This window comes from Pantoea sp. SJZ147, assembly GCF_007828605.1.
Classification (GTDB): Bacteria; Pseudomonadota; Gammaproteobacteria; order Enterobacterales; family Enterobacteriaceae; genus Pantoea; species Pantoea allii.
Map to the genome: position 1 here is coordinate 41615 of NZ_VIVB01000002.1, position 14991 is coordinate 56605.

The 14991-nt window shown below is 53.1% G+C and carries 15 protein-coding genes and 1 tRNA gene; 8 read left to right on the forward strand and 8 right to left on the reverse strand.

Going from position 1 to position 14991, the window contains the following annotated elements:
- Positions 1–60 precede the first annotated feature (60 nt).
- Positions 61–429 carry a pili assembly chaperone gene (locus FBY13_RS02915; protein ID WP_255474410.1) on the reverse strand — a complete coding sequence of 123 codons (369 nt, stop codon included), beginning with the start codon at positions 427–429 and terminating at the stop codon, positions 61–63.
- 375 nt (positions 430–804) lie between these two features.
- Between FBY13_RS02915 and FBY13_RS02920 the strand changes: the two genes are divergently transcribed.
- Positions 805–2364 carry a TraI domain-containing protein gene (locus FBY13_RS02920; RefSeq protein ID WP_145393661.1) on the forward strand — a complete coding sequence of 520 codons (1560 nt, stop codon included), beginning with the start codon at positions 805–807 and terminating at the stop codon, positions 2362–2364.
- A 29-nt stretch (positions 2365–2393) separates the two neighbouring features.
- Positions 2394–3359 carry a site-specific integrase gene (locus tag FBY13_RS02925; RefSeq protein ID WP_145393444.1) on the forward strand — a complete coding sequence of 322 codons (966 nt, stop codon included), beginning with the start codon at positions 2394–2396 and terminating at the stop codon, positions 3357–3359.
- Positions 3360–3635: 276 nt separating this feature from the next.
- Here FBY13_RS02925 and FBY13_RS02930 read toward each other — a convergent pair.
- The 6 genes from FBY13_RS02930 to aspA all read right to left on the reverse strand — a co-directional run bounded on the left by FBY13_RS02930 (position 3636) and on the right by aspA (position 9358).
- Positions 3636–3711, reverse strand: a tRNA-Phe gene (locus FBY13_RS02930).
- 106 nt (positions 3712–3817) lie between these two features.
- Positions 3818–4396 (reverse strand): transcriptional regulator, encoded by a 579-nt coding sequence (locus FBY13_RS02935; protein ID WP_063878111.1) that lies wholly within the window; start codon positions 4394–4396, stop codon positions 3818–3820.
- A gap of 64 nt (positions 4397–4460) precedes the next feature.
- Positions 4461–6158, reverse strand: coding sequence for a protein-disulfide reductase DsbD (locus FBY13_RS02940; RefSeq protein ID WP_145393445.1), 1698 nt, complete (start codon positions 6156–6158; stop codon positions 4461–4463).
- The gene (gene cutA, locus FBY13_RS02945) at positions 6134–6448 is read right to left on the reverse strand and encodes a divalent cation tolerance protein CutA (RefSeq protein WP_063881082.1); all 315 of its coding nucleotides are present in this window, start codon (positions 6446–6448) and stop codon (positions 6134–6136) included. Before cutA ends, FBY13_RS02940 begins: the two co-directional genes overlap by 25 nt.
- Positions 6449–6505: 57 nt before the next feature.
- Positions 6506–7807: an anaerobic C4-dicarboxylate transporter gene (locus FBY13_RS02950; protein ID WP_145393446.1), complete on the reverse strand. Its 1302-nt coding sequence runs from the start codon at positions 7805–7807 to the stop codon at positions 6506–6508.
- A 114-nt stretch (positions 7808–7921) separates the two neighbouring features.
- A complete protein-coding gene (gene aspA, locus FBY13_RS02955; protein WP_145393447.1) occupies positions 7922–9358 on the reverse strand; it encodes an aspartate ammonia-lyase in 1437 nt (478 codons plus the stop codon).
- 322 nt (positions 9359–9680) lie between these two features.
- On the opposite strand from aspA, the gene FBY13_RS02960 reads away from it, so the two are divergent.
- The 4 genes from FBY13_RS02960 to FBY13_RS02975 all read left to right on the forward strand — a co-directional run bounded on the left by FBY13_RS02960 (position 9681) and on the right by FBY13_RS02975 (position 12909).
- Positions 9681–10142, forward strand: a complete 462-nt coding sequence (locus tag FBY13_RS02960; RefSeq protein ID WP_096011453.1) for an FxsA family protein — start codon at positions 9681–9683, stop codon at positions 10140–10142.
- Positions 10143–10375: 233 nt separating this feature from the next.
- Complete coding sequence (locus tag FBY13_RS02965; protein WP_014606761.1) at positions 10376–10669, forward strand: co-chaperone GroES; 294 nt, start codon at positions 10376–10378, stop codon at positions 10667–10669.
- 48 nt (positions 10670–10717) lie between these two features.
- Positions 10718–12367, forward strand: a complete 1650-nt coding sequence (gene groL / locus FBY13_RS02970; protein ID WP_063878115.1) for a chaperonin GroEL — start codon at positions 10718–10720, stop codon at positions 12365–12367.
- A gap of 191 nt (positions 12368–12558) precedes the next feature.
- On the forward strand, positions 12559–12909 hold the full coding sequence (locus tag FBY13_RS02975) for a DUF4156 domain-containing protein (protein ID WP_063878116.1): 351 nt from the start codon (positions 12559–12561) through the stop codon (positions 12907–12909).
- Positions 12910–13085: 176 nt separating this feature from the next.
- Here FBY13_RS02975 and epmB read toward each other — a convergent pair whose 3' ends face one another.
- A complete protein-coding gene (gene epmB / locus FBY13_RS02980; RefSeq protein ID WP_145393448.1) occupies positions 13086–14114 on the reverse strand; it encodes an EF-P beta-lysylation protein EpmB in 1029 nt (342 codons plus the stop codon).
- A 40-nt stretch (positions 14115–14154) separates the two neighbouring features.
- Between epmB and efp the strand changes: the two genes are divergently transcribed.
- Together efp and FBY13_RS02990 are read left to right on the forward strand one after the other, a co-directional pair.
- Positions 14155–14721: an elongation factor P gene (gene efp, locus FBY13_RS02985; RefSeq protein WP_013024304.1), complete on the forward strand. Its 567-nt coding sequence runs from the start codon at positions 14155–14157 to the stop codon at positions 14719–14721.
- Between the two features lie 49 nt (positions 14722–14770).
- On the forward strand, positions 14771–14902 hold the full coding sequence (locus tag FBY13_RS02990) for an entericidin A/B family lipoprotein (RefSeq protein WP_074180990.1): 132 nt from the start codon (positions 14771–14773) through the stop codon (positions 14900–14902).
- Positions 14903–14991: the final 89 nt, after the last annotated feature.

Genomic DNA, 14991 nt, shown 5'->3' on the forward strand with positions numbered 1-14991 from the left:
CAGATCTAATACATGTGTGTAATCAGTGTGAACATTGCCTTCGTGATTTAACACCCGAAATTATTTTTTCGGTTCAGAAGTTTTTTTCAGCAGCATCACCGGCCACCGGGTCCGGGACGGACAGCGCCAGTGCCACTGCCGGAAGAGAATTTCCAGCTGCATCAGCGCGCGGGCTGAATCCCGGAAAGGGACGCTGGTCAGCCTGCTGCGGTAAGACCAGCCCCGCACCTTCAGGTATGTCCTGAGCCTGGCCGCACGGGCAGGCGTTAACAGATGTGAAGCAACCACAACGGTTTTTCCCCCGGCTAAGGCGGCTTCAGTTGACTCAAACACCCCCGACCAGAACCAGCTCACGCGCTCAGGCGTGAGCCCGACGGTTGGCTGCCAGGGAGACAGATGAACGGTGATGCGTTTTCTGCTGCTCAGCATGCAGGGCTTCCTGAGCAGCTGACGGGTCAGCCAGTCGAGTGGTCTGAGCAGAAACGGAGAGAGTGCCGTAAGCAGCCACATAAAAAAGAATGCGTCACGGCCAGATGAAATAAAAAGGCTGATGCTGCCGGACAGAGTCAGCCACAGCAGAAGGTATAGCGCTACCAGACGTTGCTGCATGAGTGTGTTCAGTTTAATTAAGGGAAGGTTTTGCAAGAAAAGCACGGGACGTTAAAACCGTCCGCCGTGAATCCTGAATCCGTTCCTGAAAATTAACGCAAGCAGAATTTCTCTCTGCGCTGAATCCAGGTTTAACGTTGCAAATGTCGCCCCGTCTCTTAGCGTTACTTCATTTCAGATAAAGAGCGGGTGTCGATGGAACGGGTGATGAAGTGGCTGACGGGGCGGGGAAACAACAGGCATTCAGGGCAGCCGGCGGGTACGGTCGTCAGAGAGGTGGCGTTTCGCCCGGTTATGGAGGGCAGCATGCTCATCCAGACGGAGGAGCGCCGCAGGCTTGTCAGAATGCTGGCGGATAACAGCCCGCTTTCACAGTCCGTTACCGGGGAATGGTGGCTGATGCCTGCGCAGACGATGCTTGAGCGTGTGCAGGATTGCCCGGCCGCATGGAAGGGTGCCTATTCGTCACCGGGGGGATTTGGTGACCTGAGCCTCGGCGTGGCCGTCCGGGCGGTCAGGCTCGTCAGGGGAATGATGCTGCCGCCTGGCGCCAGACCTGAAGAGCAGTCGGCACAGGCACCGGGCTGGGTCTGCGCGGTATTCTGGGCAGGCCTGTTTCATCATCTGCCCTGGCTGACGCAGGTGGAAGGCGCGACGCAGTCCGGAAAAATCTGGTATCCGGGGCTGCACAAGCCGGACAGCCCGTGGCGGGTCCGGCCTGCAAATGCAAAGAATGCCCGGGCTCAGGCCCTGACAGGTCAGTACATGGCGGCAAAGCTGCTGCCGGAGACCGGCATGCTCTGGCTTCACCAGTGGCCGGAAGCGTCACGCTGTCTTCTTCAGTTTCTGTCGGGTCAGCGTGCCGGTGCCGGAGTGCTTTACAGCATCATCATGCAGGCGCGGGAGGGGGCTGCTCTGGAAACAGGTGGTCTTTCAGATATTACTGGCACGCCTTCTGTAAACCAGGCACCGGAAATGCAACATGCTGATAATTCCCCAAAATTAGCAGATAACGCACCTGTCCTTTTGTCGAGTCACATCATTTCAGCAAATGTTTCAGAGCCAATTGAAAGCGAAGCGGCAACGTATACTGCCTCACAGGCAGCCGGAGAGCAGACCGCTCCCGGAACAGAAGAAACTGAGTTACCGGTACTGAGCTCCGCGCTGCAGTCTGCAATCGGCGGGCGCGAAGCGACTGAGTATGGTTCAGACGATGAAAATGAAAAGGAAGATTCAGAAATTAAACAGGGAGTGGATTTACTTTCCTTACTGGACCTGATGGCTAAAGGGGAAGCCCCCGTTTTATCTGCCGGACAAACTGCTGAGTTAACGAAGCAGGAGCAAACGGAAGACGGTAAGCCGGCGGGCGACAGTGAACCCTCTGAGGGCACCGTTTTTCTGGACTGGCTGCGGGAGAGCGTGGAGTCAGGAAAAGTTACCGTTAATGAGTCCGACAGTCTTCTGCATGTACTGTCCGGTTTTATTTTTATGGTATCGCCCGATGTGTTTTTCCGGTTTATTTCCTCGCAGCCAGATAATAAATACGAAAAAAACCAGCTGCAGAAAAACTTTGAATCACTGGGCCTTCATCACTCACGAAATGGTAAGGGTCTTTACTCCTACCATAAATATGACTCGCCTGATAAAAGCGGTCAGTTCACCAAACTGTCGGGCTACATGATTAAGTCTGACATTATTTTAAAGAAAGGAAGCTGTCTTTCAGACAGCAAATGGCTCTTTCCCAAAAAAGAGTAATTACAGGGTTAATAAAATACGAGGTTACCATGTCTGAAAAAACGACCTTCGATGACATTCTGAACGACTATTTTTTCAGTAAGGTTCTCCGTCCAGCCAGTGAATGGAGCTACAGAAAGGTTGTAAAAACTTTCACAGAATTCAGTGAAGGTAAAATATTGCCTGAAAGTATATGTCGCCTTGATGTTCTTAAATGGCGACGTCACGTTTTGAACGAAAAAAACTGCAGTAAACGGACTTGGAATAATAAAGTTGCACATATGAGAGCGCTGTTTAACCACGCTATAACGCACTCTCTCGTTACTGCCCGGGACAATCCGTTCAATGGCGTGGTCGTTAAGCCAGACCGTAAACGAAAGAAAACGCTTACCCGGGAACAAATGAAGAAAATTGATCTCGTAATGCATCGAAAAATTGAACAGGAGCAGATCGGTATTCATGATCCCCGGCCGAACGCGCTTGAACCCGCATGGTTCTGGATGACAGTGATTGAAACGTTAAAGTTTACGGGCATGCGTCAAAACCAGCTGCTGCATATAAGGCTGTGCGATGTGGATCTGAAACAGGGTGTTATTGAGCTGAGACCTGAAGGCTCAAAAAATCATCGTGAACACCGGGTGCCTGTCACGGACAAGCTGAGGCCTCGCCTTGAAGATCTGTACCGTCAGGCTAAACAAATGGGCGCAAGGCCGAAGGATCAACTGTTTAATATCAACCGTTTCAGTCGTTTAAAAAAGAAAACCGTCATAGGCGGTAACATGGATCATCCCCCAATGCGGGCGTTTTTCAGGCGGCTTTCACGCGAGTGTCAATGTGATATCAGCCCGCACCGTTTCAGGCATACCATCGCTACAGACCTGATGAAAACACCGGAACGCAGCCTGAATGACGTGAAAATGTTGCTGGGGCATTCAAGTGTTGCGGTCACTCTGGAATATGTTGAAGCGAATATGGATCATCTTCGAAGAAATCTGGAAAGCGCATTTATGCTCTAAGCCTAAGTCAAATTTCTAACGGCTTGATATCAGAGGAGGAAAAATTAGCGCTGTTTCATTTACAGATCGTTGACACAAACCTTGTGAAAAGGTAAAAACCTGTAATTGAAATACTCGGGATGTGAGAAATCCGGATGATGTTACAGCATCATCCGGATTCTTAATCCCATAATCTTCAAGTGTAGAACGAATGCGACTCATCCTGCACGATGACGAAAAGGGATCTCTGTCTTGCCCGTTAAGGATCTCATCTCTTAACGAACAGGCTCTGAAGAGTGGTGCCCGAACCCGGAATCGAACCAGGGACACGGGGATTTTCAATCCCCTGCTCTACCGACTGAGCTATTCGGGCAACGGGGCGCATTAAACCGTAAAGGCCGCAGGCCGTCAACGGCTTTGATAAAAAAACCACGTAAAACGTGACTGATTGCCTGAATTTCAGTCAAAGACGCAAAAACTCAGGCCAGCGCGCCGTTTTTGCGGCAGAGAGCGATGCTCAATACGTCTTCCGCCAGGCGTTTAGCCACATCAACGTCCTGCACATTACGTTTAACCAGCAGTTTGCTCAGGCAGCCTTCGAGGATCAGCTCCATTTGATCGGCAACCATACTGGGGTTATCCAGGCCAAGCGAGGTTAAGATGCTATGCGTAAATTGCCATGAGGCGCGCTTCTGCTTTTCTGCCAGTTGATGAATGGGCTGGTCGGGCTGAGGATAAAAACTGCAGGCGGCGATAAACAGGCAGCCTGGAAAGCGGCCCTTGCTGACCTGCTCGTTTAATCCTTCATAGCGTGCCATCAGCTTCTGGTCCGGGCGCAGGGCGTCATTCTGCAAAATGTCATGACGCCACTGTGCAATCTGCTGGGCGTGAAACTGCAATGCATCGTAGAGCAGCGCGTCACGATCGGGCCAGAATTGCTCAAGCTGCGTCAGGCTGAGCTGCATATCATCGGCCAGGATTTTCAGCGATGACGTGGCCGCCAGACCATTTTGCTCAAGTACGTTTAATGCATGGTCGAGTATCTGTTCACGTTGCAAATCGTTTTCCTCTGGTATTCAGGCCTGTTTTGATCAACAGACTGGGTCCTGGTTCCAGTTTTGTTTACTCACGCAATTTCTGCAAATGCGCACGAAAATCATCTGCCTTCAGGAAGCCGGTGATACGCGATCCCGGGATCTCTTTTCCTTGCGCATCAAAGAACAGAATCGTGGGTAACCCTAGCACGTTCAGGTGCTGCAACAGCGCATTATCGGTGGTTGTGTTCGCCGTGACGTTAGCCTGCAACAGCTGCACATTGTTCAGACTGTCACGAACCGCGCTGTCGCTAAAGGTGTATTTCTCAAACTCTTTACAGGCCACGCACCAGTCCGCATAGAGATCCACCATGGTGATGCGCCCCTGGGCTTGCTGCAGGGCCTGGTCTACCTGTTCAACGGTTTGAACAGACTGAAAGGGAAGGTGTGCGATGTTTTGCTGCGGCGCGCCGCTGCCGAAAGCCCAGTCCTGCAACGGGCGGGCGCTGATCAGCGCGGCGGCCAGCATAATAATTTGTACCACGCGCCATTTACCGCCGCTGGCGCGTAAGCTGGCACTGAATGCCCACGCAAAGAACGCCACGCCCAGCAGGCTCCACAAACGCATGCCCCACAGATCGCCGAGTATCCGCTCCAACAGGAAGATCGGCAGCGCGAGAATGACAAAGCCAAACCCTTCTTTGATGGTCTGCATCCAGGGGCCGCTTTTGGGGAGGAAGCGATTACCAAACAGCGTCACGGCGATCAGCGGTAATCCCATACCGACAGCATACAGCCACAGGGTGCCAGCACCGGCCAGTAGATTACCGCTCTGGGCGATATACAGCAGAATGGCGCTGAGTGGCGCGGTGGTGCAGGGCGAACAGATTAAGCCTGCCAGCGCGCCCATCAGGAAAACGCCCGGCAGTGAGCCGCCCTGCTGACGGTTGCTCCACAGTGTCAGGCGGGTTTGTACGCTGGCGGGGAGCTGTAGCGAGAAAAGGCCAAACATCGACAGGGCTAACAGAATAAACAGTACCGATAAGCTGATAAGCACATAAGGATGCTGTAAGGCCGCCTGAAAACGCAGGCCAGCCGCCGCCACGATCACACCCAGCACGGTATAAGTGAGTGCCATCCCCTGCACATAGACCATGGCCAGTGCAAACAGCCTGCCCAGCGAATAGTGACGCTTACCGCCAAGGATGATGCCAGAGATCAGTGGATACATCGGCAATACGCACGGCGTAAAGGCAACGCCGATACCAATCAGCAGCGCCCACAGGGGTGAAAAGGGCAAAGGACTACTGGCGCTTACAGACTTAACGGCTGGCGCACTGGCGGTGGCAGCTACCGGCGAAAGGGGAATGCTGCGGGTTTCGGGTGGATAACAGAAGCCTGCGGCGGCACAGCCTTGATAAGTCACGCTGAGGGTCGCCCCTTGCGCCGCCTGCTGCAGCATGACGGGCACGCTCAGATCCTGGGGATAAATCTCGCTTTTGCCAAAAAATTCGTCTTCATGCGGCTGGCCCACGGGCAGGGCTAAGGGCGCAATGCGGGCATCATGGGGGACGACCTTGATTTGCTGGCGATAAAGGTAATAGCCCTCTTTGACTTTCCAGTGCAGATTAAGATGCGAGTCGTGCTGATCGAAATCAAAGGCAAAAGCCTGATCAACGGGCAGAAAGCGGCTGGTGGTTTTTGGGGCAAACAGGTCAGCCTGCGCCTGCAGGCAGATAAACAGCGCCAGGACCAGGGTGATTAAGCGAGAGATGCGTGCAGCCATGACAAGTATTCACTGTCTCCATGTTGAACCGGCAGTACCAGCAGCTCTGGTACATCGTAAGGATGCGCGTGCTTGAGCAGGTCGATCAGGGCCTGCTGATGCGCAGTGTCGCATTTGAGTAACATCTGAACTTCGCTGGTCTGCTCCAGTTGGCCCTGCCAGATGTAACAGGAGGTCGCACCGGGTAAGAGGGTGACACAGGCGGCTAACCTGGCCTGAAGCGCCAGGGTTGCCAACTGTTGCGCACAGGCCTGATCCGGGGCAGTACAGAGGATGACTACGGCGTTCATCATGAGGAATCTCCTGGAAATAACGCCGATAGTAGCACGTTCACCGCGCCGCTGTGATTACAGCAATAGCCCACCAAAGATAAAGCCACACATGACGGACAAGGTGATAGCCAGCACGCCCGGAATAATAAAGGCATGATTGAACACAAACTTACCGATTCGGGTCGAACCGGTATCATCCATCTCGACAGCGGCTAACAGCGTGGGATAGGTGGGTAAGACAAACAGCGCAGAAACGGCGGCAAAAGAGGCGATAGCCGTCAGCGGTGTCACGCCAAGCGCTAACGCGGCGGGCAGCAGGGCTTTTGCGGTGGCCGCCTGCGAATAGAGCAGCATGGAAGAGAAGAACAGCACCAGCGCCAGCATCCATGGGTAGGTTTTTAGCGTGTCGCCCGCCAGCATTTGAATATCTGTCAGATGGGCTTTCACAAAGGTATCGCCCAGCCAGGCTACGCCCATCACACAGATACAGGCACTCATGCCGGACTTGAAGGTGCTGGCGCTGAGGATAGCACCGGTATCAATTTTGCAGGTCAGACTGATCAGCGTAGCAATGGTGAGCATAAACACGACGATCGCCTCATTGCGCGGCAGCGGCGGGTTAGCGATCAGGTGGACGCTTTCGCTGGTGGCGGTGGCGTAAATCACCACGGCGGCAATACCGACCAGAAAGAGCAGGACCGATTTTTTGGCCCCGGGCTTAGCCTGATAAACCGTGGCACCGCGCAGCGTCACTTCGCCTTTAGCCAGTCGCGCCTGATAGACCTCATCATCTTTCAGCTCTTTACCCAGGAAGTTGGTCACCAGGGCGGCAAGAAACAGCCCAACCATGGTGGCCGGAATGGCAATCGCCAGCAGCATGATATAGCTCACCCCGCGCGGTTCCAGCAGCGTGGCAAAGAACACCACCGCAGCGGAAATGGGGGAGGCGGTAATCGCGACCTGAGAGGCGACAACCGCAATTGATAAAGGCCGGGAAGGGCGGACGCCTTGTTCTTTCGCCACTTCGGCAATGACGGGTAAGGTGGAGAATGCAGTGTGACCGGTGCCAGCCAGCAGCGTCATCATATAGGTCACCAGTGGCGCAAGAAAAGTGACATAACGGGGATGACGGCGCAGTAACCGCTCGGCAAGGCTGACCAGATAATCCATCCCGCCCGCCACCTGCATGGCTGCAATCGCGGCGATGACGGCCATGATAATTTCGATCACATCAAAGGGGATAACCCCCGGCTTCATACCAAAACCCAGCGTCAGGATCAGCACGCCCATGCCGCCGGCAAACCCAATGCCGATACCGCCAAGGCGCGCGCCCAGCCAAATCGCCAGCAAGACGATAAACAGCTCAACCAAGAACATGTGCCACTCCCGAAATTGTGATGAGTCGACGAGCAAACTCATCCTTTTAACAAACAAAAAGGCACATCGTTTTGATTACGATGTGCCTTTTACATCAGTAAGTGCAATTAAGCCTTATTGTTCGTTTTCATCGGTATAACGTTTGGCTTTGTAAACCGGATACATCAGGTTCTGCACGGAGAAAATATCGTCCAGCTCGCTTTCGGTAAGCAAGCCGCGCTCCAGAACCACCTCGCGCACGCTTTTACCGGTTTCGGCGCAAATTTTGCCGACGATGTCGCCATTATGGTGACCAATGTACGGGTTCAGGTAGGTGACAATACCAATGGAGTTAAACACGTAGGCTTCACAGACCGCTTTGTTGGCCGTGATGCCGTTGATGCATTTTTCCAGCAGGTTGTAACAGGCGTTGGTCAGGATGCTGACCGATTCAAACAGCGCCTGGCCAATCACCGGCTCCATCACGTTAAGCTGCAGCTGGCCGGCTTCGGAGGCCATCGTGACCGTTGTATCGTTGCCGATCACTTTAAAGCACACCTGGTTCACCACCTCAGGCACGACCGGATTCACTTTGGCAGGCATGATAGAGGAACCGGCCTGCAGCTCCGGGAGGTTGATTTCATTGAGTCCGGCGCGCGGGCCAGAAGAGAGCAGGCGCAGGTCATTACAGATTTTAGAGAGTTTTACCGCCAGGCGCTTCAGGGACGAGTGCACCATAACGTAGGCACCGCAGTCGGAGGTAGCCTCTATCAGATCTTCCGCTGGCACCACCGCCAGGTTACTGACCTCTGCCAGTTTCTGCACGGCTAACTGTTGGTAGCCATCTGGCGTATTCAGGCGTGTACCGATGGCGGTCGCCCCCAGGTTAACCTCCAGAAGCAGCTCGCCGGTACGCAAAATGCTCTTGGTCTCTTCATTGAGCAGCACGCTAAAGGCGTGGAATTCCTGGCCGAGCGTCATAGGAACGGCATCCTGTAACTGCGTTCGGCCCATTTTTAAGATGGTCTGGAATTCGTCAGCTTTACGCTGGAAGCCCTTGGCTAACTGACTGATGCCGTCGAGCAGTTTCAACAGGGAGCTGTAAACCGCGATGCGAAAGCCGGTCGGGTAAGCATCATTGGTAGACTGACATTTATTAACGTGATCGTTTGGATTCAGGTACTGGTATTCGCCTTTCTGATGCCCCATTAGCTCCAGGCCAATATTCGCCAGCACCTCATTGGTATTCATATTCACCGAGGTGCCCGCACCGCCCTGATACACATCGACCGGAAACTGGTCCATGCAGCGACCTTTGTCCAGCACTTCATCGCAGGCCTGAATAATGATGTTGGCGATATCCCGCGGCAGGGTTTGTAGCTCTTTGTTAGCCATTGCCGCCGCTTTTTTCACCATCACCATGCCGCGAACAAACTCAGGAATATCGCTGATTTTGCTGTTGCTGATGTAAAAGTTCTCAATCGCACGCAAAGTATGAACGCCATAATAAGCATCCGCCGGAACTTCGCGCATGCCTAACAGGTCTTCTTCGATACGAATGTTGTTCGCCATGATAACCTTCTTGTTGTCACTGCTAACCATCGCAGATGATGTGTTTGTTTTGTGGGGAAGCGCCAGAACCGCTATTTTATCCGTATTCAGGCGGGTGAGCACGATCCTATTCTGACCCAGCCCAAAAGCGCGAACAGAGATCACCTTACTGGCATCGTTACGTTAACAATATGTGAAATCGCTCACAAATTTAACCCTGAAGCAAAAATTTGCCTGATGTGGTTGAAATGGGCGGCCTTAATGACCATCTCTGTATCTTGTCATCATGAATTTACACGCTGCCGGGCGATCAACCGGGCAGCCTGACTCACAGGAGAATCCGGTGCGCTGGTTACCGTTAGTGATCTTTTTCGTACTGGCCTGGATTGAGATCTCGCTTTTCATTCAGGTTGCACACGTCCTCGGCGTGCTGCTCACTATGCTGCTGGTGGTTTTCACCTCATGCATTGGCGTGTCTTTGGTTAAAAACCAGGGCATGAAAAACTTTATGCTGATGCAGGAGAAGCTGGCGCGTAACGAAAGCCCGGCGCAGGAAATGGTGAAAAGCGTTTCGCTGATCATTGCCGGTTTCCTGCTGCTGCTGCCAGGTTTCTTTACCGACCTGCTGGGCTTGCTGCTGTTACTGCCGCCGGTGCAGAAACACCTGACGTTAAAATTGATGCCGCATCTGCGCGTCTGGCGTGGACCCGGCGCAGGCCCGGACAGTGGTTACACGATGGACGGCGAGTTCGAACGCAAAGACAGCGATCGTCTTGAACATCATGACGATCCTAAAGATCGTTAATCTCTGCCTCTCAGGCGCGACCTCAGGTCGCGCTTTTTGTTTGTCTTTTAGCCAGTTCGCCTGGTTTGTCTAAAAAGTCGCCAGTTGTGCCATCAGACTAAAAAAATTTGTGGGTTGCCCCCTTGAAAGTGTCAGGTCGCGGCCCTATCTCTCTGGTCACGAGGCCGGAAGCCACACAGCCCGGTATTCAACCCAAAAATGAATGATTGGACTTCTCAAAGGAGAGCTATCAAATGAAAATTCGTCCATTACACGATCGTGTCATCGTGAAGCGTAAAGAAGTTGAAGCTAAGTCAGCGGGTGGCATTGTGCTGACCGGTTCTGCAGCAGGCAAATCCACTCGTGGTGAAGTTCTGGCTGTGGGCAAAGGCCGTATCCTTGAAAGTGGCGAAGTGAAGCCGCTGGACGTACAAGTTGGTGACGTAGTGATCTTCAGCGAAGGCTACGGTGCCAAAACTGAAAAAATCGACAACGAAGAAGTCCTGATCATCTCTGAAAGCGACATTCTGGCGATTGTTGAAGCGTAAGTTTTACGCGTAATTCACTGAACGAAACGAATTTAAGGGAAATTTGAAATGGCAGCTAAAGACGTAAAATTCGGTAATGACGCACGCGTAAAAATGTTGCGTGGCGTGAACGTACTGGCAGATGCAGTAAAAGTTACCCTGGGCCCGAAAGGCCGTAACGTGGTTCTGGATAAATCTTTTGGTGCACCGACCATCACTAAAGATGGTGTCTCTGTTGCGCGTGAAATCGAGCTGGAAGACAAGTTCGAAAACATGGGCGCACAGATGGTGAAAGAAGTGGCCTCTAAAGCGAACGACGCTGCGGGCGACGGTACCACCACTGCAACCGTTCTGGCGCAGTCCATCATCACCGAAGGCCTGAAAGCCGTTGCGGCGGGCATGAACCCGATGGATCTGAAGCGCGGTATCGACCAGGCGGTTATCGCTGCGGTTGAAGAACTGAAAAAACTGTCTGTGCCTTGCTCAGACTCTAAAGCCATTGCTCAGGTTGGTACCATCTCTGCGAACTCCGATGAAACCGTGGGTACACTGATTGCTCAGGCAATGGAAAAAGTGGGCAAAGAAGGCGTTATCACCGTTGAAGAAGGCACCGGTCTGCAAGACGAGCTGGACGTGGTTGAAGGTATGCAGTTCGATCGCGGCTACCTGTCTCCTTACTTCATCAACAAGCCAGAGACGGGCGCAATTGAGCTGGAATCACCGTTCATCCTGCTGGCTGACAAGAAAATTTCTAACATCCGTGAAATGCTGCCAGTGCTGGAAGCCGTTGCGAAAGCCGGTAAACCTCTGCTGATCATCGCGGAAGACGTCGAAGGCGAAGCGCTGGCGACCCTGGTGGTTAACACCATGCGCGGTATCGTGAAAGTGGCTGCGGTTAAAGCGCCTGGCTTCGGCGACCGTCGTAAAGCCATGCTGCAGGATATCGCTATCCTGACCGGTGGTACCGTTATCTCTGAAGAGATCGGTATGGAACTGGAGAAAGCAGCCCTGGAAGATCTGGGTCAGGCGAAGCGTGTGGTGATCAACAAAGACACCACCACCATCATTGATGGCGTAGGTGAAGAGGCTACTATTCAGGGCCGCGTAACCCAGATTCGTCAGCAGATCGAAGAAGCCACGTCTGACTACGACAAAGAAAAACTGCAGGAGCGCGTCGCGAAACTGGCAGGCGGTGTTGCCGTACTGAAAGTGGGCGCAGCAACTGAAGTTGAAATGAAAGAGAAAAAAGCCCGCGTTGAAGATGCCCTGCACGCAACCCGTGCTGCGGTAGAAGAAGGTGTGGTTGCGGGTGGTGGTGTGGCGCTGGTTCGCGTTGCAGCACTGCTGACCGAGCTGCGTGGTCAGAACGAAGACCAGAACGTGGGTATCAAAGTTGCGCTGCGCGCAATGGAGTCACCACTGCGTCAAATCGTATCTAACGCCGGCGAAGAGCCTTCTGTTGTAGCAAACAACGTGAAAGCAGGCGACGGTAACTACGGTTATAACGCGCAGACTGAAGAATACGGCAACATGATCGACTTCGGTATTCTGGACCCAACCAAAGTGACTCGCTCTGCTCTGCAGTACGCGGCGTCGGTTGCTGGCCTGATGATCACCACCGAATGTATGGTCACTGACCTGCCGAAAGGCGATGCACCAGACTTAGGTGCAGGCGCTGGCGGTATGGGTGGCATGGGCGGTATGGGCGGCATGATGTAATTGCCCTGACGCTTGCGTCATAAGAACCCCCGATCGGAAACGGTCGGGGGTTTTTCTTTTGCTGAGGAAAAGGTATAAGTAGTGGCGCAACGGTGACGTTGGCACGGATTAGGGCAATGAATGTTCAGAAAAAATGCGTGTTTTTCTGCTACGCTGCCATCCGACACTGATGATAATAAATGGGGATTATAATGCGTATTAACCTCTTGCTCGGTCTTACGGCTGGTGCGTTATTGCTTACAGGCTGCAGCAGCTCTACCGACCTGACTTCTGCTGGTCAGCGCGTCACCTTTACCGACCAGCAACCTGGCAAACAATGTCAGCTTCTGGGTAGCCTGACCGGCTCGCAAAGTAACTGGTTAAGCGGAGCCGGTGGTGAAACCAGCGCACTGCGTGGTGCAGCTAACGACCTGCGTAACCGTGCAGCAGAGATGGGCGGCAATGTCATTTATGGTGCGACCAGCCCGACACAAAATCTGCTGTCAGCCTTTGCGCCACTCGACAGCAAAATGACTGGCCAGGTTTATAAGTGCCCTAACTGATTGTCCGCTGAATAAGCAGAGTTTTTTGAGACGACCGGCCTGCGAGCCGGTCGTTTTTTTATGGCTGATGTGTTGTCGCCGTATTGATGGCCTGTGAGGTGCCAGCGGATGCCGGACGCGTGGTCTGTCCGGGCGGCCATGAGCATGCATGATTGACCGCCCAGGCGACCGCGTTTTTATTCCTGACGAAGCTGTAAATCCAGCGGCGTTTTGCTCGGCTCGCCGCCGATTTCTCGTGCCAGCTTAGGCACCAGATAACCGGAGACTAAGGGCAACAGGCCGCGCATCAGCGCGCGGGCTTCCTCATCGGAAACATAGAAATGTGCCGCGCCCTGCACCTTGTCCAGCACATGCAGGTAGTAGGGCAGAATGCCGGCATTGAACAGCGCATTGCTCAGCGCCGCCAGGGTTTGCGCCTCATCATTCACGCCGCGCAGCAGCACGCTCTGATTAAGCAGCGTAACGCCAGCACCTTTCAGGCGCAGCATGGCATCGCAGAGTGCCTCATCAATCTCACGGGCGTGGTTGATATGGGTTACCATCAATACCTGAAGCCGCGTCTCAGCCAGTATCTGACACAGCGTTGCCGTGATGCGGTCCGGAATCACCACCGGCAGTCGGCTGTGAATACGTAGCCGTTTCAGATGCGGGATAGCGGCCAGCGCGTCAATGAGCCAGGCCAGCTCATGATCTTTTGCCATTAAGGGATCGCCGCCGGAAAAGATAATCTCATCCAGTTCCGGATGAGCGGCAATATAATCCAGCGCGGCCTGCCAGTTACGCTTGTTGCCCTGATTATCCTGGTAAGGAAAATGACGGCGAAAGCAGTAACGGCAGTTCACGGCGCAGCCGCCTTTGACCAACAGCAAGGCACGATTGTTATATTTGTGCAGTAATCCCGGCACCACGCTATTTTGTTCATCGAGTGGATCGGTGCTATAACCTGGCGCGTCGATAAACTCCTGACGGCTGGTCAGTACCTGTAGCAGGAGCGGGTCCCGTGCATCGCCTTTTTTCATCCGCTGGATAAAGGCGCGCGGCACGCGCAGCGCAAAAAGTCGGCGTGCGTCACTGCCAGCAGCCAGATCCAGATGATGGTCGAGCGCTAAAAGTTGCAGTAATTCATGAGGATCAGTGACAACATCAGCAAGTTGCTGCAACCAATCTTCTCTGGAAGGGGAATTTAGGGTTACAATGTGTGCCATTTTTTTGGCTATTACCAGTTAATATCTACAGAGGGCCTTTATGGCGACTTATCTTAGCAACGATTTCCGTCCCGGTCTTAAAATCATGTTCGAAGGCGAACCTTATGCCATCGAATCAAGCGAGTTCGTTAAGCCGGGTAAAGGTCAGGCGTTTGCACGTGTAAAAATGCGTCGTCTGCTGACCGGTTCACGCGTTGAAAAAACCTTCAAATCAACGGATTCTGCCGAAGGCGCAGACGTGAAGGATATGACGCTGCAGTATTCTTACAACGACGGTGATTTCTACTACTTCATGCACCCTGAAAGCTTTGAGCAGTATCAGGTTGAAGCAAAAGTGCTGGACGAAGTACAGAAGTGGTTGCAGGACAACGCGGAGTGTATCGTAACCTTATGGAACGATAAACCGATTGCGGTTCAGCCACCAAACTTTGTTGAGGCAGAAGTCATTGAAACCGACCCAGGCCTGAAAGGTGATACCGCAGGTACTGGCGGCAAGCCAGCGACACTGTCAACGGGTGCAGTCATTAAAGTGCCATTGTTCGTGCAGATTGGTGAGGTGGTGAAAGTTGACACCCGCTCTGGCGAATACGTGTCACGCGTAAAATAAACATGAAAGGCGCATTCTCTGATGCGCCTTTTTCTTGAGTGAGTTCACCATGAAAAAACGGGCAAAACTTATCGCGTTGGCGTTGCTTGTCACTTCTGGACTAAGCGCCTGTAACACCTTCCACGGTTTTGGCGAAGATGTTTCTCACTTGGGCGGCGCTATCTCTCGCGCGGCTAAATAACTTATCCACGTTTCCTTTTTCCGCAGCTCAGGCTCGCGGCGTTGCGTAATCAGTCTATGCTTTAAAAGCTGTACTTATAATGCAATCAA

Coding starts and splice junctions, on each gene's coding strand:
- FBY13_RS02915 (WP_255474410.1), bottom strand. CDS start 429: ATGCTGAGCAGCAGAAAACGCATCACCGTTCATCTGTCTCCCTGGCAG.
- FBY13_RS02920 (WP_145393661.1), top strand. CDS start 805: ATGGAACGGGTGATGAAGTGGCTGACGGGGCGGGGAAACAACAGGCAT.
- FBY13_RS02925 (WP_145393444.1), top strand. CDS start 2,394: ATGTCTGAAAAAACGACCTTCGATGACATTCTGAACGACTATTTTTTC.
- FBY13_RS02940 (WP_145393445.1), bottom strand. CDS start 6,158: ATGGCTGCACGCATCTCTCGCTTAATCACCCTGGTCCTGGCGCTGTTT.
- cutA (WP_063881082.1), bottom strand. CDS start 6,448: ATGAACGCCGTAGTCATCCTCTGTACTGCCCCGGATCAGGCCTGTGCG.
- FBY13_RS02950 (WP_145393446.1), bottom strand. CDS start 7,807: ATGTTCTTGGTTGAGCTGTTTATCGTCTTGCTGGCGATTTGGCTGGGC.
- aspA (WP_145393447.1), bottom strand. CDS start 9,358: ATGGCGAACAACATTCGTATCGAAGAAGACCTGTTAGGCATGCGCGAA.
- FBY13_RS02965 (WP_014606761.1), top strand. CDS start 10,376: ATGAAAATTCGTCCATTACACGATCGTGTCATCGTGAAGCGTAAAGAA.
- groL (WP_063878115.1), top strand. CDS start 10,718: ATGGCAGCTAAAGACGTAAAATTCGGTAATGACGCACGCGTAAAAATG.
- FBY13_RS02975 (WP_063878116.1), top strand. CDS start 12,559: ATGCGTATTAACCTCTTGCTCGGTCTTACGGCTGGTGCGTTATTGCTT.
- epmB (WP_145393448.1), bottom strand. CDS start 14,114: ATGGCACACATTGTAACCCTAAATTCCCCTTCCAGAGAAGATTGGTTG.
- efp (WP_013024304.1), top strand. CDS start 14,155: ATGGCGACTTATCTTAGCAACGATTTCCGTCCCGGTCTTAAAATCATG.
- FBY13_RS02990 (WP_074180990.1), top strand. CDS start 14,771: ATGAAAAAACGGGCAAAACTTATCGCGTTGGCGTTGCTTGTCACTTCT.